The sequence below is a fragment of the Xanthomonas cissicola genome, assembly GCF_008801575.1.
GTDB lineage: Bacteria > Pseudomonadota > Gammaproteobacteria > Xanthomonadales > Xanthomonadaceae > Xanthomonas > Xanthomonas cissicola.
On sequence record NZ_VZPL01000009.1, the window covers coordinates 20717 to 44527 of the forward strand.

Below are 23811 nucleotides of genomic sequence, written 5' to 3' on the forward strand. Positions count from 1 at the left end.
AAGCGCGATTAGCCGCGGGTGAGTCTGGCAACGGTGAGGCGCGCGGCAGTGTCGACCAGCTGCCATACCTGCTCGAAGTCATCCATGCTGCCGGTATACGGGTCGGGGATTTCATCGCGCGCGTCGATGCCGGCCCAGGGCAGCCACAAGGCGAGCTTGTCGCGCTGCGCTGCCGGGGCCAGCCGCTGCAGATCGCGCAGATTGCTGCCGTCTGCGCATAGCAGCCAATCGAAATGCTCGACATCCGAGTGCTTCATCTGGCGCGCGCGAAGACCCGAAATATCCACGCCGTGACCGCCCGCGCAGCGGATCGCGCGCGGGTCCGGCGGATCGCCGGCATGCCAATCGCCGGTCCCGGCCGAATCGACCTCGATGCGCCGCGACAGCCGTGCCTTGTCCAGTTGCGCACGCAAGGCACCCTCGCCCATCGGTGACCGGCAGATATTGCCCAGGCAGACGATCAGCACCTTCATGCAGAAGCCACCCGCATCTGCGCGCGAACGAGATCGTCCGCGGTATCGATGCCTGGCGGAAACGGCTCAGGCGTCACCGCCACGGCGATGCGATAGCCGGCTTCCATCACGCGCAATTGTTCCAGCGATTCGGTGCGCTCCAGCATGCCGGGCGGCATGGCTGCGAAGCGTTGCAGGAAGCCTGCGCGATAGGCGTAGATGCCGATGTGACGCAGCCACTGACCTTCTGCAGGCACGCTATCGTGCTGGCTGGCGAAGCTATCGCGGTGCCAGGGAATCGGCGCACGGCTGAAATACAGCGCGTCGCCGCCGGCCGTGCGCACCAGCTTCACCACGTTGGGATCGAACAGGTCGTGCGCGTTGTCCACCGGCGCGGCCAGCGTGGCCATCTGGGCACCGGAGCGCTGCAGCAGATCTGCAACAGCGCGGATGCCCGCAGCCGGCGCAAACGGCTCGTCCCCTTGCAGATTGACCACGCAGGCCTGGTCGTCCCATCCGGCAATGCGCGCGCATTCGGCAAGGCGGTCGGTGCCGGAAAGATGCGCGGTGCCGGTCATCGCCACATGCACTCCGGGCAGATGCTCGATCGCCGCTACGATACGCGCGTCGTCGGTGGCCACCCACACCTCGCGCGCACCCGCCAGCAATGCACGCTCGGCCACGTGCTGGATCATCGGTCGATCGCCGATCAGTTGCAGCGGTTTACCCGGCAGCCGCGTGGAAGCGTAACGGGCGGGAATGGCGACAACGAAATCGGCAGGCGTGGTGGGTGTCATACGTGCGCGCTCTGGATGCAGTAGGAAGTGGGGGAAACGAGAGAACCGAATCGCTTGATGCCGATGTGTGATTGAGCGAAGTGGCGGTATTCAGTTGGCGCTGCGCTGCACGACATCAAACCGCGCCGCGCGCCCTGGTCGCAGCGATGCGCACCAATATTTTCGGGTAGACCTTTACCCGAGTGGTGCGAGATTTCATCCAGCATGGATGACACATCGCAGCCGCAAGAGTGCACTCAACGCCTGGCTCGGGATGCTTGGCCAGCAACCGTCCAACTGCAAGCTGACTCGCTCACACGCCCTGCCGGCTCGCCAATTTGTTCAATCGGTCCAGCAGGCTCACCCAGAACGCGGCCGGCAGTTCCGCCTTCAGTGGCACGCTGTACAGCCACTCGTCGGCGAACGGACGGCATTTCACCGCGTCCTTTTCTGTCATCAGCACCGGCAGGCGGCTTCCGAAGCTGAAATCCGCGGCGCGATAGACGTGATGATCCGCAAACGCATGCGGCACCACGCCAATGCCGCGCGCGCGCAGCATGGCGAAGAAACGTTCCGGATGCGCGATGCCCGCCACGGCATGCACGCGCTGTCCGGCAAGCATGCTCAAGGGCTGCGCACGCTTGCCGTCCATTGGCTGCACGCTGTCGATGCTCAAACGCATCTGCCATTCGCCGAAACCGGCATCATCCGGCGCCTGCGGTGCGGCAGTTGCACTGGCCTGGCCGAGATTGACCACGCGAAAATCGCAATCCTGCGCCCGCGCGGCCGGTTCGCGTAGCGGCCCAGCAGGCAACAGGCGTCCGTTGCCGTAGCGCCGCTGGCCATCGACCACTTCGATTTCGACATCGCGGGCCAGACGGTAATGCTGCAGGCCATCGTCGCAGATCACGATGTCGCAGCCCGCCTCGACCAGCGCCCGCGCAGCAGCGAGCCGGTCGCTGTCGACGCGCACGCGCGCACCGGTCTTCCAGGCGATCAACACCGGCTCGTCGCCGCCGAGCGCCACCGGCGTGTCCGCTTCGACCCAGCGGGCGGTACCGGCGTCATCGCGGCCGTAGCCACGGCTGGCGACGCCAGGGGTCCAGCCGGCTTCCTGCAGCTTCGCGACCAAGGCAATCGTCAGCGGCGTCTTGCCGGTGCCGCCGGCGGTGACATTGCCGACCACGATCACCGGCACCGGCACACCGTGGCGCCTGCGCCAGCCGCGGCGATACAGCGCCCGTCGCAACGCGATCGCAGCGCCGTAGACCGGCGAAAGGATGCGCGCCGGCAATGGGATCGGCGTGTTGTCGTACCAGTAACCCGGGGTGCGGGTGCCGCGCTTGCTCATGCCTGACGTTCGCGGAATTGCATGCCGTGCAGGTGCGAATACAAGCCGCCCTGCGCCAGCAATTGGTGATGCGTACCACGCTCGACGATCCGGCCCTGGTCCATCACCAGCACCTGATCGGCATGCTCGATGGTGGATAGACGATGCGCGATGACCAGCGTGGTGCGGTCCGGCATCAGCTTGTGCAACGCATCTTGCACAAGTCGTTCGGACTCGTTGTCCAGCGCTGCGGTGGCCTCGTCCAGAATCAGGACCGGCGCGTCCTTGAGCATGGCGCGTGCGATCGCCAGACGCTGGCGCTGGCCGCCGGACAGGCGCCCACCCTTGGTGCCGACATGCGACTGCAGACCTTCGGGTAGCTGCGCGACAAACTCCATTGCATTGGCGCCCAGAATCGCGCGCTCCAACTGGCCGACATCGGCGTTGCGCATTTCGCCGAACGCCACGTTATCGGCGATGCTGCCGTCGAACAGCATCACCTGCTGGCCGACCAGCGCAATTTGCCGACGCAGATCCGCCAACGCATACGCCTGCACCGGATGCCCGTCGAGCAGGATCTGCCCGGCCTCGGCTTCGTAAAAACGCGGAATCAACTTGATCAGACTGGATTTGCCGCTCCCGGAACGCCCGACGATGGCGGTGACGGTGCCCGGTTGCGCAACGAAGCTGACATCTGCCAGCGCCGGATTGACCTGGCCGGGGTAGCGAGCCGTGACATCGCGAAATTCGATCAAGCCCTTGGCACGCGTCAGCGGCACGGTACCTTGATCCGGCTCGTCCGGGCTGTCGAGCACCGAAAACAGACGCTCGGCCGATGCCAGGCCGCGCTGCACCATGTTCTGCACATTGGTCAGCTGCTTGAGGCCAGGAATGATCGTCAGCATCGAGGTCATCAGCACGACGAAATTGCCGGCCGTCAGTCGCCCGGCCAAGGCCTGCGCACCGGCCACGAACAGCAATGCCGACAAGCCGATCGCGCCGATCATCTGCACGGTGGCAGTGGAAATGCCGCGGGTGGATTCGACCTTCATCGCCAGGCGCAGGTTGCGATTGGCCAGCGCGCCATAGCGCTCCATTTCGGTCTGCTGAGCCCCGTAGATCTTGACCTCCTGATGGCTGGACAAGGTCTGGTCGGCGGCCTGCAGCAGCTGCGCACCGCTTTCCTGGATGCTGTGGCTGATACGCCGGTAGCGCCGCGCCACCTTGTCCATCACCCAGGCCAGCACCGGGGCCAGCACCAGGATGGTCAATGTCACCTGCCAGCTATGCCACAGCATCAGCGCCAGCGCACCGATCACCTGCAGCGATTGCTGGATCATGACCTTGACCGCATCCACTGCGGCCTGCGCAACCTGGTCCGAATCCGAGCCCAGGCGTATCAACATCGACGGCACCGGCTCCGAATCAAAGCGTGACCCTGGCAGGCGCAGATACTTGGCCATCACCTTGATGCGCAGATCGCGCGCGATGCTGCGTGCGGATTTGCCCATCGCCATGTCGGTGATGTAGCCGGCCACGCCGCGCACCACGAACAGCAGGATGATCTGCACCGGCAGCCAGCGACTGACCTCGGCGTTCTTGTAGATGAAGGTCTCGTCGGTGATTGGCTTCATCAACGCCAGAAAACCGGTGGTGCCGGCCGCTTCGATCAACGCAGCGATCAGCGCGGCCACCAGCAACAAACGATACGGCTTGGCAAACGCCAGCAGGCGACGGTACGTGCGCCAGGAAGACACTGGCGCCGGGCGGTCGATGGAGATGGTCACTGGCGGGTTCCGTTGGTGCTTGTCTTGCCAGTCGTACCGGTGGCGCTGGCCGGAGGCGCGGTGGCGATGGCGATACGCCGGAAGCCGAGCTGGCCCAGCGCATCCTGCGCGGTCACCACGGCCTGATACGGGGTCCGCGCATCGGCGCGCATCAGCACGGTCTGTTCGCGGTCATCGCCGGCGATCTGGGCGATGGTCTGCTTGAGCGAGTCCACGTCCGAACGCAGCACTTCCTGATCGTTGATGAAATAACGCCCATCGGCATTGACCAGCACGCTCAGCGAACGTGGCGGTGTGCTGCTGTGTTGGTCGCTGGCGGTCGGCAGCTGCAATTGCAGCGTGGAGCGTGCGTCGAAGGTCGTGGTCACCACGAAAAAGATGATGAGGACGAGGATGACGTCAATCAATGGCACCAGGTCGATATGCGGCTCGTCCTGGCTTCGGTCGCTGCCGATGCGCATCCGTCAACCCTTTGCCGTGACAGACTTGCCGCCCGCTGCAGCCGGCGCGAAGGCTGCCGGCACGACTCGGCCATCCATGGTGTCCAGCAACAAGATGGCTTCCTGCTCCATCTCGACGATGTAACCGGCGATCCGCCCCTTGAAGAAGCGATGCGCCATCAATGCCGGAACCGCGATGATCATGCCGGTGGCAGTGCACACCAGCGCCTTGCCAATGCCGCCGGCGAGCTGATTCACATCGCCTACGCCGTGATCGAGGATGCCCAAGAACATCTGGATCATGCCGACCACGGTACCGAGCAAACCCAACAATGGCCCAGCCGATGCGATCGTGCCCAACGCGTTCAGATAGCGCTCCATGCGATGCACCACATGCCGGCCGGTGTCTTCGATACGTTCGCGGATCACGTCACGCGGGCGGCCACGCACGTCCAGCGCCGCGGCCAGCAAGGCGCCCAACGGCGAATTGCGGCGCAGCGACTCGATGTGGGTGGGATCCAGATTGCCGCGCGCGGCCCAATTGCGCACCTCTTCACCCAGGCCCGGCGGCGTCACCTCATTGCGGCGCAGGCTCCACAGACGCTCCAGCACGATCGCCAGGGCGATCACGCCCAGCAACAGCAACGGCACCATCGGCCAACCGCCTGCCTTGACCAGCTCCAACACGATTCGATTCCTCCGGCAACGCGGCCGCCTGTTCGCTGACCGATAGGATAGCAGCCGACCGCCGCCGTTCCGCAGCATCCCATAGCCGCGGCTGCCAGCGCCGTCGCTCGCGCAGTTGCAGGCCCGCGGCACCGAGCCAAACCCGGATCGCTCCCGCCTGGGCGGTGTCCAACACCTCTGCCCCGCCTGACTTCCAGCGTTGCACGACCTCGGCGCGCGGATGCCCGAATCTGTTGCCATGACCGGACGACACCAACGCCAGGCGTGCTCCGGTGGCGGCGATGAAACCGGCTTGCGAGCCATCGGCGCTGCCGTGGTGCGGGACGATCACCAGCTCGGCACGCAGGTCCGCGGCGTGCCCGCGCAGCAGGCGGCGCTCGACGATGTCGCCAATATCGCCCGGCAACAGTGCGCTCGCATACGCGGTTTCGACCCGCAGCACGCAGCTGGATTGGTTGCGCAGGTAAGGAAAACCCGCGCCGGGATGCAAGAAGCGAAAGCGCACCCCGTCCCACTCCCACTGCTGCCCGGCGCGGCAGCGTGCGGTGACGTCCAACGGCGCACCCGGTGGCGCAGCCGTGCGTGCCACCGGCAGCCCCGTGCGCACTGCGGCATAGCCACCAGCATGATCGGCATCGGCATGGCTGAGCACGATGGCGTCCAGCCGGCGCACACCAAGCGCGCGCAACGCCGGCAGCACGACGCGCTCGCCGGCATCGAAGCCATCGCGCACCGCCGGACCGGTATCGAACAACAGCGCATGGCGTTGCGTGCGCACCAGCACCGCCAAGCCCTGACCCACATCCAGCACCTGCACTTCCGCCTCGCCTGCGGCCGGTAGCTCGCGATCCGGCCAGAGCAGCGGCAACCACAGCAGCGCCGCCAACGATTTACCCGGCGTCGCGCGCGGCAGCAACAGCCAGAACGCACCGAGCAAGGCGGCGATCAGGGCAACCCCATCGGACTCGGGCACCCACCACAACGCCACCGCGGTCTGCCCAAGCCAGACGAACCCCGGCCAGGTCAGCTCAAAGCACCAGCCCGCAAGCTGCCATGCCCACACGCCGGTCCCCGGGTAGATCGCCTCAAGTGCGGTCCCCAACAGGCACAGCGGTACCACCACGAAAGTCCACCACGGAATGGCGATCAAATTGGCGAACGGCCCGACCAGCGACGCCTGCCCGAACAAGCTGACCGTCAACGGCAGCAGGCCAACGGTGGCCACGGTCTGCGCAGACAGGAAGCCGCGCACGATGGCGCGATCGTCAGACGGCAGGCACCAGACCAGCCATGCCACGCCGGCGAAGCTGAGCCAGAAGCCAGCAACCAGCACGCTGAGCGGATCCCACAGCAACACCGCCAACAAGGCGAGCGAAAGCACATGCGCGGTCGAGGCGCGTCGCCGCAGCACCCTGGCGAGGGCCACCACCGCAATCATCAATACGGTGCGTACCGTCGGCAGCGCCAGGCCAGCCAGTAGCGCGTAGGCCGCAGCGCCGAGTAGCGCGGCAATCGATGCCGCATGCAGACGCGGCATGAATGTGCCCAGTCGCGGCTGCCAGCGCCATATGCCAGCGATCAGCAGCGCGAAGAATGCCCCGACCAGCCCGACATGAAATCCAGAGATGGCGATCAGATGGCTGAGCCCGGTCGCGCGCAACGTTGCCCATGCCGTATCGTCCAGCCCCCGGGTATCTCCGAGCGCGAGCGCCCGCAGGTACGGCGCAGAGGGGCCGCCGACACGCTCGGCGATGCGTTGCGACATCCGTTCGCGCCAGGCATCCACGCCTTGCGGCGGTACGGTCTGGTGTGCGGTTGCAGGGATGCGCACATAGCCCGTCGCAGCGATGCGCTGCGCCAGTGCCTGGCGCTCGGCATCGAAGCCTCCGGGATTGCGCAAGCCGCGTGGCGCACGCAGCTTGAGCCGCAGCTGCCAGCGCGCACCTGCATGTAGCGCCGCGCGCGGGCCGATGCGCTCGGCATCAAAGTCGTCGTACCAGGCCACCTGCAGGAGCTTGCCACGCAGTGCCGCCGGCTGGGCCGGAGCCTCGTCCACGCGCAGCTGAAATCGGGTACGGCGTTGCTCGGCGATCGGTAGCCCGACAATCTGCCCGCGCACGGTGGCATCGCGTGTTTCATCCTGCGGAAGCAACTGCGCCTGCAGCGCACCAGTCACCTGCCATCCCATCGCTCCGAATCCAAGAAGTGCCGCAGCGCCGGCCAGCAATAGCGCACTCCAGCACGGGCGCAGCCACACCGTCGCGCCGCTGCCCAGCAACGCAACGCACATGCAGCCGACGTAAACCATGCGCGGCAGCAGTATGGGCGACCAGGCGCACGCCACCACGCCCAGCAATAACGCGGCCGCGATGACCACCGCCGATCCCATCTGCGGCGGTGCCGTGTGCGCTGACACCTCCATGCTGTCGGTCGCCATCATGGACCCTATCGATCAACGTCTTCACCTTAGATCGCGAAACCTTCCACGCACAGCGGAGATCTACCCAAGCCTGGGTAGGAAGAACACTGCTGCGGCGGTCGCTGATTATGAATACGAACGACGTCCTGCGGCACGTCGCAATCACTTGATGCGGTGCGTAGCACAGTGCACACGTGAAGATGCATGCCGCAGCAGATCGAGCGCTCAACGGCGCAAGCACGCCCTCTGGCCCAGCGTTCGCCCCGATTTCATGGTGTCACCGCTATGGTGAGATTCGTTTTTTCAGGAGCCTCCCCCATGCGTAAAGGCATTGCATTGATCGTCGGTGTGACCGGCATCTCCGGTTACAACCTTGCCAACGTGCTGCTCGCCGACGGCTGGACCGTGTACGGCCTTGCACGTCGGCCACTGCCCCACGACGGTGTCATTCCGGTGGCGGCCGATCTGCTGGACGCCGACAGCACGAACAATGCGTTGCGTGGTCTACCGATTACCCACGTGTTCTTCTGCACCTGGACGCGTCGCGATACCGAGCGCGAAAACGTCCAGGCCAACGGCGCGATGATGCGGCACCTGTGCGATGCGCTCAGCGATGCGCCGCTGCAGCACATGGCGCTGGTCACCGGCACCAAGCACTACCTGGGCGCGTTCGAAAATTACGGCAGCGGCAAGGCCGAGACGCCGTTTCGCGAAAGCGAGCCGCGCCAGCCGGGCGAAAATTTCTACTACACGTTGGAAGACCTGCTGTTCGCGCATGCCGAGCAGCATGGTTTCGGCTGGAGCGTACATCGCTCGCACACCATGATCGGCATGGCCAACGGCAGTAATGCCATGAACATGGGCGTGACGCTGGCGGTATATGCATCGCTATGCAAGCACACCGGGCAACCGTTCGTGTTTCCAGGGTCGCAAGCGCAATGGAACAGCCTCACCGACCTTACCGATGCCGGGCTGCTTGGCCGCCAACTGGCCTGGGCCGGGCTTAGCCCCGCGGCGCGCAATCAGGCCTTCAACACCGTCAATGGCGATGTATTCCGCTGGCGCTGGATGTGGGGTGAGATTGCGAAGTTCTTCGAGCTCGACGCTGCGCCCTGCCCCGCTGTGCCGGAACCGCTGGAAGCACGCATGAGCCAGACCGCACCTGCCCTGTGGGCAGAGGTGGCCGCGCAACACACGTTGGTAGAGTCCGACGTCAACCGGCTTGCATCGTGGTGGCATACCGATGCCGACCTGGGCCGCGAGATCGAGTGCGTCAACGACATGACCAAGAGCCGTGAATTGGGCTTCCTCGACTTCTACGACAGCCGCGCCTCGTTCTTCGAACTGTTTACCCGCCTGCGGGCACTGCGCATCATTCCTTGACCGATGCTGTGGCATCCCCGCAGGCCGCACTGGCCTGCGGAGATCGTGCGGCATGTGCCCTGGCAGTCGCGCTGCATGCGATCGTTCGCTGCCACTGCACTTCAAAATGCGCCACCATTTCGGCTACCGGGCACGGCACCAGTGTCCACTGCAAATGCCACGCTCATCCGCAACGCGATCGGTCTGCCGATCGAGCGCGTCGCCATGTGCTTACACCGCAGACGGCGCCAATTCGCGCAGCTTGCCCTGGTGCAGCTCCAGCACGCGGTCCAGGCGCCGTGCCAAGCCACGGTCGTGCGTCACCAGTACCAGGCTGGTGCGCTGGGCGCGGTTGAGTTCCAGCATCAGCTCGAACACGGTACCCGCGGTCTTGTCGTCAAGATTGCCGGTGGGCTCGTCGCCCAACACGCAGCCCGGCTTGTTGACCAGTGCACGCGCCACCGCACAGCGCTGACGCTCGCCGCCGGAGAGTTCGCTGGGCTTGTGTTCGACGCGATGCCCAAGCCCGACCGATTCCAGCAATTGCAGCGCCTGGCTTTTGGCAACGGCCACATCCTTGCCGGACAACAGCACCGGCATCATCACGTTCTCCAACGCTGTGAATTCCGGCAACAAGTGGTGGAACTGGTAGACGAAGCCGAGCGCCTGGTTACGCAGCTTGCCGCGCTGCGCGTCGGACAGCGCCGACATGCGCTCGCCGGCCACATACACTTCGCCGGAGGTGGGAATATCCAGCCCGCCGAGCAGATGCAGCAAGGTGCTCTTGCCGGCACCGGAGGCGCCGACGATCGCCACGGTTTCGCCGGTGGCCACCGAGAGATCCAGGCCATCGAATACCGGCGTGCGCATCTTGCCTTCGGCGTAGGTCTTGGCCAGCGCTTCGGCGCGGATCACCGCAGTTGCCTGTTTTGGTGTTTGCACGAACGTTTCCCGGATCTCATTCATAACGCAGCGCCTCCGCCGGCTGGGTGCGCGAAGCGCGCCACGCCGGGTACAAAGTCGCAAGGAAACTCATCACCAATGCCACCACGGTGATCACCACCACGTCCTGGGTTTGCATATCGGTCGGCAGGCCGGTGATGTAGTACACGTCTTCGGGTAGCAACTTGACGCTGAAAATCGTTTCGATCACGCCGAGGATGCGTTCAAGATTGAGCGTTAGCACGATGCCGCCGATCACGCCCATGAAGGTACCCATGAAGCCGATCAACGAGCCCTGCACCATGAATACCTGCATCACCCCGGCCGGCGACAGCCCGAGGGTGCGCAAGATGGCGATATCGGCCTGTTTATCGGTCACCAGCATCACCTGCGACGACACCAGGTTGAACGCGCCCATCGCCACGATCAGCGACAGCAGGATGCCCATCACCGTCTTTTCCATCTTCAACGAGTGGTACAGGTTGGCGTTTTCCTGGGTCCAGTCGCTGACCCGATACGGGCCGTGCAACCTCACCGCCAGATCGCGCGCCACCGGCCAGGCCTGATCCATGTCATGCAGGCGCAGGCGCACGCCGGTGACGCCATCCATGCGCAGCACGCGCGCCAGGTCCTGCATGTTCACCACGGCGAGGCCGCGGTCGATTTCGTTGTATCCGGCCTCGAAAATACCGCTCACGGTAAAGCGCTTGAGCCGCGGCATCGCGCCCAGCGGCGTCGCCTGGGTGTCGCTGAGCAACACGACGATGCTGTCGCCAACATCCACGCCAAGCCACAACGCCAGCTCCTTGCCGATGACGATGTTGTACGACCCAGGCGTCAGGCTGTCGACCGAACCCTGCTGCATCTTCTTGGCCAGCACCGACACCTTGCCTTCTTCGGCAGGAATCACGCCGCGCACGATGGCCGGCTGCTTGCGCGGGCCCTGCAATAAGGATTCGGTTTCGATGTAGGGCGCAGCACCGGCCACGCGCGGATCGGACATGGCGACCTCGACTGCATGCTGCCAATCGCGCATCGGCGCGCCTTCTGCACTGACGGTCGCGTGGGCAGCCATCTGCAGCAGGCGGTCGCGGATCTCCTTCTGGAAACCGCTCATCACTGCAAGCGTGGTGATCAGCACGGTTACGCCCAGGGCGATGCCCAGGATCGACGCCATCGAAATAAACGAGATGAAGCCATTGCGCCGCTTGGCACGCAGATAGCGCAAGCCGATGGCAACCGGAATAGGTTTGAACATGCGGTTCAACCGGGAAAGGGACGCTATGGTGCCACTAGCGGCCGCCCGGACGAAATGGCGTGGGCCTGAGCGGCCAGACGCAGTTCACGTCGTTGCGGCGCCGGCAAGGTGTCCGGCCAGAAATGCAGGCGCTCGCGCCGGCCATCCGCCCGCTTCCAAGACACCACCGCAAGCGGCCCGCGCCAGCGTACCTGCAGCTCTTCCACCTCCACACCGTCAATGCTGGCGGGCGTTTGCGTCCATGGCACCAGCAATTGCCTCACTGGCGAACGCAACAGCTGACGCACTGCTCGCCCGCCTGCAAGCACCGCGTAGGCAGACAACAACAGGGCCAACCACAGCGGTACGCCGCTGCGCCACACCGCCCACACGGCGAGCGCCACCAACACGCCCAATGCGCAGATCAGCCAGCGCGAGGGTCGCCACTCAAGCCGGCAGGGCGCGAATATCGGCGATGAGTGCGGCGTTGGCGGCATTGGGGCAGGCCTCGTATCCCATGAACCAGCGCCACAACTTATCGTCTTCGCAATCCAGTAGCTGTAGGAAAACCGCGCGCTCGGCGTCGGGGGCCTGCGCCCAGCGTTGATCCAGGTAGCGCCCGAACAATTGATCGAGTTCGCGCATTCCGCGCCGGCAACGCCAGCGCAACTTTTTCAGCAGGGTTTGTTCGTCCATCTCACTCTCCACCCCACCGCATGGCGGTCCGAAAACGACAGCGGCACCTGACCCAAGGGCCGGTGCCGCTGCGAACCACATCCCCGTGGTGGGGAATCAATGCCGTGCGATCAGGCGCGACGCGCCATCATCAACTTCTTGATTTCGGCGATCGCCAGCGCTGGATTCAAGCCCTTCGGGCAGGTCCGTGCACAGTTCATGATGGTGTGGCAGCGATACAGCTTGAACGGGTCTTCCAGATCGTCCAGACGCGCACCGGTGTCTTCGTCGCGCGAATCGATAATCCAGCGGTAGGCCTGCAGCAGGATGGCCGGGCCAAGATACCGCTCGCCATTCCACCAGTAGCTCGGGCAGCTGGTCGAGCAGCAGGCGCACAGGATGCACTCGTACAAGCCATCCAGCTTGCGGCGGTCTTCCGGCGACTGCAGGCGCTCGCGATCCGGCGGCGGCGGCGTCTGGGTGCGGATCCACGGCTTGATCGACGCGTACTGCGCATAGAAGTGCGTCAGGTCCGGCACCAGGTCCTTGATCACGCTCATGTGCGGCAGCGGATAGATCGGCACCTCGGACTTGCCGCACGCGGCAATCGCCTTGGTGCAGGCCAGCGTATTGGTGCCGTCGATGTTCATCGCGCACGAGCCGCAAATGCCCTCGCGGCAGGAGCGACGGAACGCCAGCGTCGGGTCGATCTCGTTCTTGATCTTGATCAGCGCGTCCAGGACCATCGGGCCGCATTTATCCAGATCGATCTCGTAACTGTCGGTGCGCGGGTTGGCGTCGACGTCCGGATCCCAGCGGTAGACCTTGAAGGTGCGCGTGTTCTTGGCGCCCTTTGCAGGGTAATGCTTGCCCTTGCCGATCTTTGAATTCTTGGGGAGGGTGAACTCTGCCATAGCTGCTCTCGTTGGCTCAGGCGATGCGCGGTGCGGACGACAACCGCACCGTGCGCATGAAGGTAAAGATGACGGATGCCACTGCCGAAACAGTCGCGCAGCGGCCGGCCATCTGCCGGCGCTGCTCCAGGGTCATGCGACGACCAAACTGCTGTACCGGCTCGCTGCCACGCGCAGAGGCGATGGCGAGCCATGACAAGGCAACGGTGGGTCGCTGCATGCGCATCGATCAGTAAACGCGCGGCTTCGGCGGGACCACGTCCACATCCTTGCTCAGCGTGTACATGTGCACAGGGCGGTAGTCGAACTCGCACTTGCCCTTGTCGTCGACGGTCACCAACGTGTGCTTCTGCCATTTGACGTCGTCGCGGTCCGGGAAGTCTTCGTGCGAATGCGCGCCGCGGCTTTCCTTGCGCTGTTCGGCCGAATTGATCGTCGCCACCGCGTTGAGCAGCAGGTTGTTCAATTCATAGGTCTCGATCAGGTCCGAATTCCACACCAGCGAGCGGTCCGACACCTTGACGTCCTCGAAGGTGGCGAAGATCTCGGCCATCTTGTCCACGCCTTCTTTCAGCGTCTTGCTGGTGCGGAACACGGCGGCGTCCGACTGCATGGTGCGCTGCATGTTGTCGCGGATCACGGCCGTCGGCGTGGAGCCGTTGGCGTGACGCAGCTTGTCCAGCAGGCCCAAGGCCTTGTCGCAGGCATCGGACGGCAAGGTCTTGTGCGGCTGATTGGGCTTGACCGTTTCGGCACAGCGGTTGGCGACCGCGCGGCCGAACACCACCAGGTCCAGCAATGAGTTCGAGCCCAGACGGTTTGCACCATGGACCGAGACGCACGCCGCCTCGCCGATGGCATACAGGCCCGGCACCACGGCATCCGCATCGTCGCCCTGCTTGCGCACGACCTCTCCGTAGAAGTTGGTCGGAATACCGCCCATGTTGTAGTGCACCGTCGGCAGCACCGGGATCGGCTGCTTGGTCACGTCCACACCGGCGAAGATGTGTGCGCTTTCGGCGATGCCGGGCAACTTTTCGTTGATCACTTCCGGCCCAAGGTGGGTCAGGTCGAGCAGGATGTGATCCTTGTGCTCGCCTACACCGCGGCCTTCGCGAATTTCCACCGTCATCGAACGCGACACCACGTCGCGCGAAGCCAAGTCCTTGTAATGCGGTGCGTAGCGCTCCATGAAGCGCTCGCCATTGCTGTTACGCAGGATGCCGCCTTCGCCGCGCACGCCTTCGGTGATCAGGCAGCCCGCACCGTAGATGCCAGTGGGATGGAACTGCACGAATTCCATGTCCTGCACAGGCAGGCCCGCACGCATCACCAGGCCGCCGCCATCACCGGTACAGGTGTGTGCGGAGGTGGCGCTGAAGTAGGCACGTCCGTAACCGCCGGTCGCCAGCACCACGCCGTGGGCGCGGAACAGATGCAGCGAACCTTCGGCCATGTCCAGTGCGAGCACACCACGGCAAACACCTTCTTCGTCGAAGATCAGATCGAGCGCGAAGTACTCGATCATGAAGCGTGCGTTGTGCGCCAACGACTGCTGATACAAGGTATGCAGCATGGCATGGCCGGTACGATCGGCTGCGGCGCAGGTACGCTGCGCGGACGGGCCTTCACCATACTTGGTGGTCATGCCGCCGAACGGGCGCTGGTAGATCTTGCCCTCTTCGGTCCGCGAGAACGGCACGCCGTAGTGTTCGAGTTCGATGATGGCCGGAATCGCCTCGCGACACATGTACTCGATCGCGTCCTGGTCGCCCAGCCAATCGGAGCCCTTGATGGTGTCGTAAAAGTGATAACGCCAATCGTCTTCGCCCATGTTGCCCAGCGCTGCGGAAATACCGCCCTGCGCTGCCACGGTGTGCGAACGGGTCGGGAAGACCTTGGTCAGGCAGACCGTCTGCAGGCACTTCTGGGCCAGGCCGAACGTGGCGCGCAGGCCGGCGCCACCGGCGCCCACCACGACCATGTCGTACTTGTGTTCTGTGATCTTGTAAGCGGACATCGAATTATGGGTTCCTGTTTGGTCGCTGACGACTCAGCTCATGCCCAGCGCGATACGCGCCACGGCAAACACGCTGACGATGGCGCCCAGCACGGCAACAAAACGCACGAGGGTCTGCGCAATCAGCGCGAGCAACGAGTCGTGCACGTAGTCTTCCAGTACCACCTGCATGCCCAGCTGCGCATGCCAGAACGAGGCGATGAGGAAGGCGACAAGCAGAATCGCATTCCACGGCTTGGCCACTGCCGCGCTGGCGGCAGCGTGATCGGCACCGATCAGGCTCAGCACGAAGATCAGGAACCAGATCGACAGCGGCACCAATGCGGCCGCGGTCAAGCGCTGGATCACGAAATGTTCGGTACCGGTCTTGGCGGCACCCAGGCCGCGCACATTCTTCAGCGGGGTACGGTAGCGGCTCATACGGCACCTCCGGACAGCAGTACGTAAGCCCAGATGGCAGCGGTGAGCACAAGGCTCAGAACCACCGACAACCAACCCATGCTGATGAACGAGCGCACGGCGTAGCCTTGCCCGAAGTCCTGCAGCATGTGGCGCAGGCCACCGAACAGGTGGAAGGCGAACGACCAGGTCCAGCCGAACAGGAAGACCTGCCCATACCAGGTTGCCGCCTGATCGCGGAAACAATTCCAATGGTCGGGGCCAAGCATCAATGTGAGCAAGGCAGCGGCAATTCCCAGTGCGCCGACAGACAGTACGATGCCGGTGGCTCGATTGAGAATCGAGGTCACCATCTGTATCTGCCAACGGTATACCTGGAGATGCGGGGAGAGAGGACGTTCGCGGATCGCCATTCGCTGGGCTCGTTTTCTCGGCTGGGCGGCGCTAGGCCGCTGTGGCTAAAAGCTGCTCAAAAATCGATGCAGCGTCCATTTTTTTCCCAGTCGCCGTAGCGCGTTGGCTCGGGGCCGTCGCGCCCACCAATCTCCTTCGGCAGTGGCTTTTTCTCGGGAATATGCTCCTGAGAAGAAGGCTGCGTCTCGGAATCCTGCGCTGGGGTGGGGGTTGGATGGCCTATCATAGTGCTCTCACAACTTGGCGATTTTAGTCCTCCCCTTCCGTGGCTGACAACCTGAATCTTATTCCGCAGGGTTTTGGCTCCCTGCACGACATGCAATACGTCCGACTGGCCGGTACGGATGCAGTGGCGTTTGCGCATGCCCAATTTGCCAACGACGTACAGGCGCTGGCGGTTGGGCAGTGGCAGTGGAACGCGTGGCTGACGGCGAAGGGGCGCGTGATTGCCATCTTCGCACTCCTGCGTGAGGACGACGCACACTTACTGATGCTGTTGCCGGACGGCAACGCGGCCGAGATCGCCACGCAACTCAGCCGTTTCGTGTTCCGCCGCAAGCTGAAAATCGGTATTGCAACGCTGTTTGCTTACGGCGGCTTCGCAGCGCCTGAGCATGCGCATGCTGCGCAAGCCGATATCGGAACGCAGCGTATCGAGTTGGATCTGGGCAGCGTCGCGCTGCCGCGCACGTTATTGCTCTACAGCGCGGATGCATTGGCGACGCCTATCGAACTGCCGAGTGCAGATGCGCAGTGGCGGACGACCGATCTGCAACTGGGGCTCGCCCGGCTGGTCGAGGGCCAGCGCGAACAATGGACGCCGCAGCAGTTGGCACTGGACCGCCTGCAGGCGTACAGCGTCAAGAAAGGCTGCTACCCGGGCCAGGAAATCGTGGCGCGGACGCACTTCCTGGGCAAGGCCAAGCGCGCGTTGCAGTTGCTGGAAACCGATGCTGCCGTGGATGCAGGCGATGCCGTCGCGTTGGACGGTAGCGCGATCGGCACAGTGGTGAGCGTGGCCGGGAACCTTGCGCTGGCGGTATTGCCGTTGGAGCTGACGCTGGACGCCGGTACCGCGTTGCAGGCGGGCAGGCATGGCGCCCGGCCGCGCGCACTTACGACGGGGCTGGAGCGTTAGCAGCGAAAACCGTCGCGAGCCGTGCCAGGCGGGCGTCGACGTCATGCAGCACCTCAGTGACAAAGCGACACCCACCGATTCCGAACGCCCGCCGTGCCCGTCTGGCGGCGTCGCTGTTTGACCAGTCGGCCTACGCGGCCTCCAGCCGCTGCCCGGTGGCTGGATCGAAAAAGTGCAAGGCCTGGCTGCGCAATGCCAGGCGCAACGGCTGGCCCACCGCCGGCAAGCTCTGCGGCGGGACACGGATCACCAGCGGCTGACCGCCACGGTCGAGATTGAGGAAGATCTCGTTGCCGACCGGCTCGATCACATCGACACGCGCATCGAAGCCCAGCACCGCATCGTCGGACGGCTGCAAGTGCTCCGGGCGTACGCCGACGATCACGTCTTGGCCGAACCAACCCACATCGACCCGCGCCGCGCCCAGCGGGACGCGCCAACCATCGGCCATGACCAGGTGCAGGCCGTCGTGCGGGTCCAAACGCCCCAGCAGCACGTTCATCGCCGGGCTGCCGAGGAAACCGGCGACGAACAGATTGGCCGGACGGTCGTACAGTGCCATCGGGCTGTCGATCTGCTGGATCACGCCATCCTTGAGCACCACGATGCGCTGGCCAAGCGTCATCGCTTCGACCTGATCGTGGGTGACGTAGATCATGGTGGTGCCAAGCTTGCGGTGCAGCTGCGCAATCTCGGTGCGCACGCTGTGGCGCAACTTGGCGTCCAGGTTGGACAGCGGCTCGTCGAGCAGGAACACCGAGGATTCACGCACCATCGCCCGGCCCAGCGCCACGCGCTGACGCTGACCGCCGGACATCGCCTTGGGCAGCTTGTCCAGCATCGGGGTCAGGCCCAACAACTCTGCGGCGTTGTTGACGCGCTCGGCGATGACCTGCTTCGGATGCCCACGCAGCTTGAGCCCGAACGCCAGGTTCTCGGCCACGGTCATGTGCGGATACAGCGCGTAGCTCTGGAACACCATGGCGATGTCGCGATCCTTTGGCGCCACGTCGTTGACCACGCGCTCGCCGATCTTCAGCGTGCCGGCGCTGATGTCTTCAAGCCCGGCGATCATGCGCAACAGGGTCGATTTGCCGCAGCCGGACGGCCCCACCAGCACCATCAGCTCGCCATCGGCCACTTCGAAACTCGCGCCCTGCACCGCCACCTGGCCATTGTCGTAGACCTTGCGGACACCTTCCAACTGCACTTTCGCCATCGTTCGGCCTCAACGTAAGTTGTGCGCCCTGCCCTCGGCCCTCCCGATGGCGGTGACGCCGCATGCGCTTGCAAGGAACTTCCTGCAAACGAATGCATTGGTTTATTCTGACATGTAATCGTTTTCACATGGCAACATCGATCGCCGGAGGAGCATGCCACCACTCAGTCATGACGCCATTGCCTGCAGTGCAGCTCGCCGCACGCAGCATGGCATGCCATCACGCAGGTGCAGCTATGCCGCCATGGCGCTAACCGCTGATCGCCAGTTGCTGCAACAATCCGGGATTGGGTGTCAGCGTCCATCCCCCGCTGCGCGCACGCAAGTGTCGCTCAGGAACAGATATACCGACCGCCGGCCGACCGGCGCCTTTCCGCCAAGCTGCTGATAACGATGTCTCCAGAATCTGAAACGCGGTCCATGCACAACACCCTGATCCTGTTCGGCGCCACCGGCGATCTTGCCCAGCGCTATCTCTTTCCCTCCCTGCTGCGTCTGTTCATCGACGGTCTGTTGCCGGAGGACTTCCGCATCCGTGCGCTGGCGCTGTCGCCGCACGACACCGATGCATTTCGCGACGTGCTGCGGCCGCGCCTGACCGAAGCGCTGCCGATCGCGACCGCCGAACAGATCGACACGCTGCTACAACGGGTCGACTATCGCTCGGTGGATCTGCGCAATGCCGATTCGGTGGCCGACGCGGTCCGCGAACTGGCCAGCCGTCGGTGTGTGAGCTATCTGGCGATCCCGCCGGGCCTGTACATCAGCACCTGCCAGGGCCTGGCGTTGGGTGGCGCGCTGGCGGCACCGCATCGCTTGATGCTGGAAAAACCGATCGGCCACGACTCGGACAGCGCCCGCGACATCCTGCAGTCGATCGGCGCGCTGATCGACGAAGACCGCGTGTTCCGCCTGGACCATTACTTGGGCAAGGCGGCGGTGCAGAACCTGATCGCGCTGCGCTTCGGCAACACGCTGCTGGAGGCGGTCTGGAACCGGACCTACATCGAGTCGGTGCAGATCCTGGTCGCCGAAAGCGAAGGCGTCGACGGGCGCGATGCCTACTACGCCCGCTCCGGCGCCCTGCGCGACATGGTGCAGAGCCATATCCTGCAGCTGTTGTGCCTGGTGGCAATGGAGCCGCCGGCCTCGCTGGAAGCCGACCGCATCCGCGATGAGAAGGTCAAGGTGCTGCGCGCTCTGCGCCCGATGACCGCCGAGCACGCCGCGCACGACTGCGTGCGCGGTCGCTACACCGCCGGCAGCATCAACGGCCAACCGGCGCAGGCCTACCACCCGCCGGAAGGCAGCGACGTGGAAACCTTTGTCGCCGTCACCGCGCATATCGATAACTGGCGCTGGGCCGGCGTGCCGTTCCACCTGTGCACCGGCAAGCGTCTGGCCGAGCGCTCCACCCGCATCGTGGTGACGCTCAAGCCGGTGACGCACTGGCTGTTCGAACGCCCCGACCGCCAGAACGCGGTGCCGAACCGCCTGACCTTCCAGTTGCAGCCGCAGGAAAACATCGAGCTCGGCCTGATGAGCAGCCTGGCTGGCCCGGAATGGGGCGCGATCGAACTGCAGCCGCTGGAACTGGAACTGTCGGTGCCGACTGGCCTGCACCGTCGTATCGCCTACGAACGTCTGTTCGTCGACGCCTTCAACGGTAACCCCGCGCTGTTCGTGCGCGACGACGAGGTCAAGGCGGCGTGGTCCTGGATCGACAGCGTGAGCGACGCCTGGAAAGACGCCGCGCTGCCGCTGCAGCCCTACCCGGCCGGCAGCTGGGGTCCCGAATCGGCCGCCCACTTCCTGCCCCCGGCCACCGACGCACAGGGAAACAACGCATGACCGCTCCTTCCAAGCCGGTGCTGGTTGCCGATATCGGCGGTACCAATGCGCGTTTCGCGCTGGCCGATGTCGACGCCTCGGTGCCGTTGCTGGATGACACCTCGCGCGAATTTGCGGTGGTGGACTTCGGTTCGCTGGGCGAAGCGGCGCGCTACTACCTGGACCAGATCGGCGTGCAGGCCACCCAGGGCGTGTTCGCCGTGGCGGGCCGCGTGGACGGCGACGAGGCACGCATCACCAACCATCCCTGGGTGATCTCGCGCTCGCGCACCGCCACCATGCTGGGTTTCAGTACCTTGCATCTGATCAACGACTTTGCCGCGCAGGCGATGGCGATCAGCCTGCTGCGTCCACAGGACGTGGTGCAGGTAGGCGGCGCCAGCTGGCGTCCGGCACCGATCGATCAAGCGCGCAACTATGGCGTGATCGGCCCGGGCACCGGCCTGGGCGTGGGCGGCCTGATCATCCGCAACGGGCGCTGCTTTCCGCTGGAAACCGAAGGCGGCCATGTCAGCTTCCCGCCCGGCACGCCGGAAGAAATCCGCATCCTGGAAATCCTGTCCGAGCAGTTCGGCCGGGTCTCCAACGAGCGGCTGATCTGCGGTCCGGGCCTGGTCAATATCCATCGCGCGTTGAGCGAGATCGCGGGGGTCGATCCGGGCCCGCTGCAACCCAAGGACATCACCGCACGCGCGGCTGCGGGCGACCCGCGGTCCTCGCGCACCATCGATCTGTTCTGCGCCATCTTCGGTGCGATCGCCGGCGACATGGTGCTGATGCAGGGCGCCTGGGACGGCGTGTTCCTCACCGGCGGGCTGGTGCCCAAGGTGCTGGATTCGCTGCAGCATTCCGGCTTTCGCCAGCGCTTCGAACACAAGGGCCGTTTCTCCGCGATCATGTCGAAGGTGCCATCGCTGGCGGTCATGCACCCGCATGCCGGCCTGCTGGGCGCCGCCGCCTACGCGGTGGATGCACAACGTCAGCACCCCGGGGAGCAGCGATGAATCTGCAGGACAACCCGCGCATCACCCTGGTGCGCTACGACGACCCGGCCGAATGGACCGAGGCGGTGGCCAGCGAAATGGCCGACCTGCTGGAACAGGAGATCTCCCGGCGTGGCCAAGCACGCATGCTGTTGTCCGGCGGTACTACGCCGGCGCCGGTATACGAGTCCCTCGCCCACCGGCCGCTGGACTGGTCGCGGGTAGAAGTGGGCCTGGTCGATGAACGCTGGTTGTCGCCGCAGGATCAGGACAGCAATGCCTGGCTGGTCAATCACAGCTTCCTGACCCACGCATCGGCCGCGACCTTCATTCCGCTGGTCCGTCCGGGCAAGCAACTGCCCGAATGCGTGCACACCGCCAACCTGCAGGCCAGGCATGCCGAACCCGCCTGCCTGGCAGTGCTGGGCATGGGCGGCGACGGACACACCGCGTCGTTGTTCCCGGGTGCCACCGACCTGCCCAAGGCGCTCGCCAGCCCGCAGCCGTATGCATCGCTGGATGCCACCGGCTGCCCGGGCTCGAACCAATGGCCGTTGCGCATCACCCTGACGCCCGCAGGGCTTGCCAGCATTCCAACGCGCCTGCTGCTGTTGCGTGGCAAGCAGAAGCTGGACGTGCTGCAGGCCGCGTTGGCCGGCGACGACATCAATGAGTATCCGATCCGCGTGGCGCTGCAGCAGCCCGGTCCGCGGTTGCGGGTGCATTGGTGCGCTTGAGTGCGAGTCCCTCGCAAGAGCCCGCACATCCTTGTGCGGGGATTTAAGAAAAACGCTTTCTTCCCCCGTTTCTCATAGCCGGTAGCCAATGAGCCTGCATCCGAATATCCAAGCCGTCACCGACCGTATCCGCAAGCGCAGCGCTCCCTCGCGCGCGGCGTATCTGGCCGGTCTCGATGCCGCCCTGCGTGAGGGCCCGTTCCGTAGCCGGTTGAGCTGCGGCAATCTTGCGCACGGCTTCGCTGCGTCCGAGCCGGGCGACAAATCGCGCCTGCGCGGTGCGGCCACGCCCAACCTGGGCATCATCACTGCCTATAACGACATGTTGTCGGCGCATCAGCCGTTCGAGCACTACCCGCAGCTGATTCGCGAGACTGCCCGCACGCTCGGTGCTACCGCACAGGTGGCGGGTGGCGTGCCGGCGATGTGCGACGGCGTGACCCAGGGCCGCGCCGGCATGGAGCTGTCGCTGTTTTCGCGCGACAACATCGCCCAGGCGACAGCCATCGGCCTGAGCCACGACATGTTCGACAGCGTGGTGTACCTGGGCGTATGCGACAAGATCGTGCCGGGCCTGCTGATCGGTGCGCTGGCGTTCGGCCATTTGCCGGCGATCTTCATGCCGGCCGGCCCGATGACGCCGGGCATCCCGAACAAGCAGAAGGCCGAAGTGCGCGAACGCTACGCCGCTGGCGAAGCCACCCGCGCCGAGCTGCTCGAAGCCGAAGCCTCGTCCTACCACTCGCCCGGCACCTGCACCTTCTACGGCACGGCCAACTCCAACCAGGTATTGCTCGAAGCGATGGGCGTGCAGCTGCCCGGTGCCTCGTTCGTCAATCCGGAGCTGCCGTTGCGTGATGCATTGACCCGGGAAGGCACCGCGCGCGCGTTGGCGATCTCCGCGCTGGGCGAGGACTTCCGTCCGTTCGGCCGCCTGATCGACGAGCGCGCCATCGTTAATGCCGTGGTCGCGTTGATGGCGACCGGTGGCTCGACCAACCACACCATCCACTGGATCGCAGTGGCGCGTGCGGCCGGCATCGTACTGACCTGGGACGACATGGACCTGATCTCGCAGACGGTGCCCCTGCTGACCCGCATCTACCCGAACGGCGAAGCCGACGTGAATCGCTTCCAGGCCGCGGGCGGCACGGCATTCGTGTTCCGCGAACTGATGGACGCCGGCTACATGCACGACGACCTGCCGACCGTGGTGGAAGGCGGCATGCGCGCCTACATCAATGAGCCGCGCCTGCAGGACGGCAAGGTGACCTACGTGCCGGGCACCGCCACCACCGCCGACGACAGCGTGGCGCGTCCGGTCGGCGATGCCTTCGAATCGCAAGGCGGGCTGCGCCTGCTGCGCGGCAACCTCGGCCGCTCGTTGATCAAGCTGTCGGCAGTCAAGCCGCAGCACCGCAGCATCCAGGCACCTGCGGTGGTGATCGATACGCCGCAGGTGCTCAACAAACTGCACGCCGCCGGCGTGTTGCCGCACGATTTCGTGGTGGTGCTGCGCTACCAGGGCCCGCGCGCAAACGGCATGCCGGAGCTGCATTCGATGGCGCCGCTGCTGGGCCTGCTGCAGAACCAGGGCCGGCGCGTGGCATTGGTCACCGACGGTCGCCTGTCCGGTGCCTCGGGCAAGTTCCCGGCCGCAATCCACCTGACGCCCGAAGCGGCGCGCGGCGGCCCGATCGGCCGCGTACGCGAAGGCGACATCGTGCGCCTGGACGGCGAAGCCGGCACCCTGGAAGTGCTGGTCTCGGCCGAAGAATGGGCATCGCGCGAGGTTGCACCCAATACGTCCGTTGCCGGCAACGACCTGGGCCGCAATCTGTTCGCCATCAACCGCCAGGTCGTCGGCCCCGCCGACCAGGGCGCGATCTCGATTTCATGCGGCCCGACGCATCCGGACGGTGCGCTGTGGAGCTACGACGCCGAGTACGAACTCGGTGCCGATGCCGCAGCCGCCGCGGCACCGCACGAGTCCAAGGACGCCTGACCCCCCTTCCCTCTCTGCGACCGC

24 protein-coding genes are annotated in these 23811 nt (G+C 65.0%); 6 read left to right on the plus strand and 18 right to left on the minus strand.

Annotated elements, in window-relative coordinates; all coding sequences use genetic code 11:
* Positions 1-8 precede the first annotated feature (8 nt).
* The 7 genes from F7R02_RS05775 to F7R02_RS05805 all read right to left on the minus strand — a co-directional run bounded on the left by F7R02_RS05775 (position 9) and on the right by F7R02_RS05805 (position 7909).
* Complete coding sequence (locus tag F7R02_RS05775) at positions 9-473, minus strand: low molecular weight protein-tyrosine-phosphatase (protein WP_078590909.1); 465 nt, start codon at positions 471-473, stop codon at positions 9-11.
* On the minus strand, positions 470-1249 hold the full coding sequence (kdsB, locus tag F7R02_RS05780; RefSeq protein WP_003490553.1) for a 3-deoxy-manno-octulosonate cytidylyltransferase: 780 nt from the start codon (positions 1247-1249) through the stop codon (positions 470-472). Before kdsB ends, F7R02_RS05775 begins: the two co-directional genes overlap by 4 nt.
* 292 nt (positions 1250-1541) lie before the next feature.
* Complete coding sequence (lpxK, locus tag F7R02_RS05785) at positions 1542-2579, minus strand: tetraacyldisaccharide 4'-kinase (RefSeq protein ID WP_033483553.1); 1038 nt, start codon at positions 2577-2579, stop codon at positions 1542-1544.
* A complete protein-coding gene (gene msbA, locus F7R02_RS05790; RefSeq protein ID WP_078590911.1) occupies positions 2576-4345 on the minus strand; it encodes a lipid A export permease/ATP-binding protein MsbA in 1770 nt (589 codons plus the stop codon). The genes lpxK and msbA overlap by 4 nt, the downstream gene beginning before the upstream one ends.
* On the minus strand, positions 4342-4806 hold the full coding sequence (locus tag F7R02_RS05795; protein WP_003490558.1) for an ExbD/TolR family protein: 465 nt from the start codon (positions 4804-4806) through the stop codon (positions 4342-4344). Before F7R02_RS05795 ends, msbA begins: the two co-directional genes overlap by 4 nt.
* Before the next feature lie 3 nt (positions 4807-4809).
* Entirely contained in the window at positions 4810-5472 is a 663-nt protein-coding gene (locus tag F7R02_RS05800; RefSeq protein ID WP_078590913.1) for a MotA/TolQ/ExbB proton channel family protein, read from the minus strand.
* The gene (locus F7R02_RS05805) at positions 5363-7909 is read right to left on the minus strand and encodes a DNA internalization-related competence protein ComEC/Rec2 (RefSeq protein ID WP_078517681.1); all 2547 of its coding nucleotides are present in this window, start codon (positions 7907-7909) and stop codon (positions 5363-5365) included. The genes F7R02_RS05800 and F7R02_RS05805 overlap by 110 nt, the downstream gene beginning before the upstream one ends.
* 300 nt (positions 7910-8209) lie before the next feature.
* Here F7R02_RS05805 and F7R02_RS05810 point away from each other — a divergent pair, with 300 nt between their 5' ends.
* Positions 8210-9274 carry an SDR family oxidoreductase gene (locus tag F7R02_RS05810; protein WP_005929774.1) on the plus strand — a complete coding sequence of 355 codons (1065 nt, stop codon included), beginning with the start codon at positions 8210-8212 and terminating at the stop codon, positions 9272-9274.
* Between the two features lie 210 nt (positions 9275-9484).
* Here F7R02_RS05810 and lolD read toward each other — a convergent pair whose 3' ends face one another.
* The 10 genes from lolD to F7R02_RS27315 form a co-directional block, all read right to left on the minus strand.
* Positions 9485-10195, minus strand: a complete 711-nt coding sequence (gene lolD, locus F7R02_RS05815) for a lipoprotein-releasing ABC transporter ATP-binding protein LolD (RefSeq protein ID WP_003482779.1) — start codon at positions 10193-10195, stop codon at positions 9485-9487.
* 16 nt (positions 10196-10211) lie between these two features.
* Positions 10212-11453, minus strand: a complete 1242-nt coding sequence (locus F7R02_RS05820; protein WP_005929777.1) for a lipoprotein-releasing ABC transporter permease subunit — start codon at positions 11451-11453, stop codon at positions 10212-10214.
* Positions 11454-11476: 23 nt separating this feature from the next.
* Complete coding sequence (locus tag F7R02_RS05825; RefSeq protein ID WP_029829028.1) at positions 11477-11929, minus strand: YgfX family protein; 453 nt, start codon at positions 11927-11929, stop codon at positions 11477-11479.
* Entirely contained in the window at positions 11880-12128 is a 249-nt protein-coding gene (locus F7R02_RS05830; RefSeq protein WP_078590914.1) for an FAD assembly factor SdhE, read from the minus strand. The genes F7R02_RS05825 and F7R02_RS05830 overlap by 50 nt, the downstream gene beginning before the upstream one ends.
* Positions 12129-12238: 110 nt before the next feature.
* Complete coding sequence (locus F7R02_RS05835; protein WP_003482787.1) at positions 12239-13021, minus strand: succinate dehydrogenase iron-sulfur subunit; 783 nt, start codon at positions 13019-13021, stop codon at positions 12239-12241.
* 16 nt (positions 13022-13037) lie between these two features.
* A complete protein-coding gene (locus F7R02_RS05840; RefSeq protein ID WP_078517679.1) occupies positions 13038-13241 on the minus strand; it encodes a hypothetical protein in 204 nt (67 codons plus the stop codon).
* Positions 13242-13250: 9 nt separating this feature from the next.
* Positions 13251-15041, minus strand: a complete 1791-nt coding sequence (gene sdhA / locus F7R02_RS05845) for a succinate dehydrogenase flavoprotein subunit (RefSeq protein ID WP_078590915.1) — start codon at positions 15039-15041, stop codon at positions 13251-13253.
* Between the two features lie 33 nt (positions 15042-15074).
* The gene (sdhD, locus tag F7R02_RS05850) at positions 15075-15461 is read right to left on the minus strand and encodes a succinate dehydrogenase, hydrophobic membrane anchor protein (RefSeq protein ID WP_003482790.1); all 387 of its coding nucleotides are present in this window, start codon (positions 15459-15461) and stop codon (positions 15075-15077) included.
* On the minus strand, positions 15458-15853 hold the full coding sequence (gene sdhC, locus F7R02_RS05855) for a succinate dehydrogenase, cytochrome b556 subunit (RefSeq protein WP_007963517.1): 396 nt from the start codon (positions 15851-15853) through the stop codon (positions 15458-15460). The genes sdhD and sdhC overlap by 4 nt, the downstream gene beginning before the upstream one ends.
* A gap of 56 nt (positions 15854-15909) precedes the next feature.
* A complete protein-coding gene (locus tag F7R02_RS27315; RefSeq protein WP_014090240.1) occupies positions 15910-16218 on the minus strand; it encodes a DUF1674 domain-containing protein in 309 nt (102 codons plus the stop codon).
* Here F7R02_RS27315 and ygfZ point away from each other — a divergent pair.
* Positions 16120-16992 carry a CAF17-like 4Fe-4S cluster assembly/insertion protein YgfZ gene (ygfZ, locus tag F7R02_RS05865; protein WP_033483547.1) on the plus strand — a complete coding sequence of 291 codons (873 nt, stop codon included), beginning with the start codon at positions 16120-16122 and terminating at the stop codon, positions 16990-16992. The two genes, F7R02_RS27315 and ygfZ, sit on opposite strands and share 99 nt — an antisense overlap.
* A gap of 130 nt (positions 16993-17122) precedes the next feature.
* On the opposite strand, the gene F7R02_RS05870 is transcribed toward ygfZ, so the two are convergent.
* The gene (locus F7R02_RS05870) at positions 17123-18211 is read right to left on the minus strand and encodes an ABC transporter ATP-binding protein (RefSeq protein ID WP_003482793.1); all 1089 of its coding nucleotides are present in this window, start codon (positions 18209-18211) and stop codon (positions 17123-17125) included.
* A gap of 420 nt (positions 18212-18631) precedes the next feature.
* On the opposite strand from F7R02_RS05870, the gene zwf reads away from it, so the two are divergent.
* From zwf to edd, 4 genes are all read left to right on the plus strand, one after another.
* Positions 18632-20062: a glucose-6-phosphate dehydrogenase gene (gene zwf / locus F7R02_RS05875; protein WP_005923374.1), complete on the plus strand. Its 1431-nt coding sequence runs from the start codon at positions 18632-18634 to the stop codon at positions 20060-20062.
* Complete coding sequence (gene glk / locus F7R02_RS05880; protein ID WP_005929801.1) at positions 20059-21066, plus strand: glucokinase; 1008 nt, start codon at positions 20059-20061, stop codon at positions 21064-21066. The genes zwf and glk overlap by 4 nt, the downstream gene beginning before the upstream one ends.
* Entirely contained in the window at positions 21063-21782 is a 720-nt protein-coding gene (gene pgl, locus F7R02_RS05885; protein ID WP_005916768.1) for a 6-phosphogluconolactonase, read from the plus strand. The genes glk and pgl overlap by 4 nt, the downstream gene beginning before the upstream one ends.
* Positions 21783-21870: 88 nt before the next feature.
* Entirely contained in the window at positions 21871-23787 is a 1917-nt protein-coding gene (gene edd, locus F7R02_RS05890; RefSeq protein ID WP_003482797.1) for a phosphogluconate dehydratase, read from the plus strand.
* Positions 23788-23811: the final 24 nt, after the last annotated feature.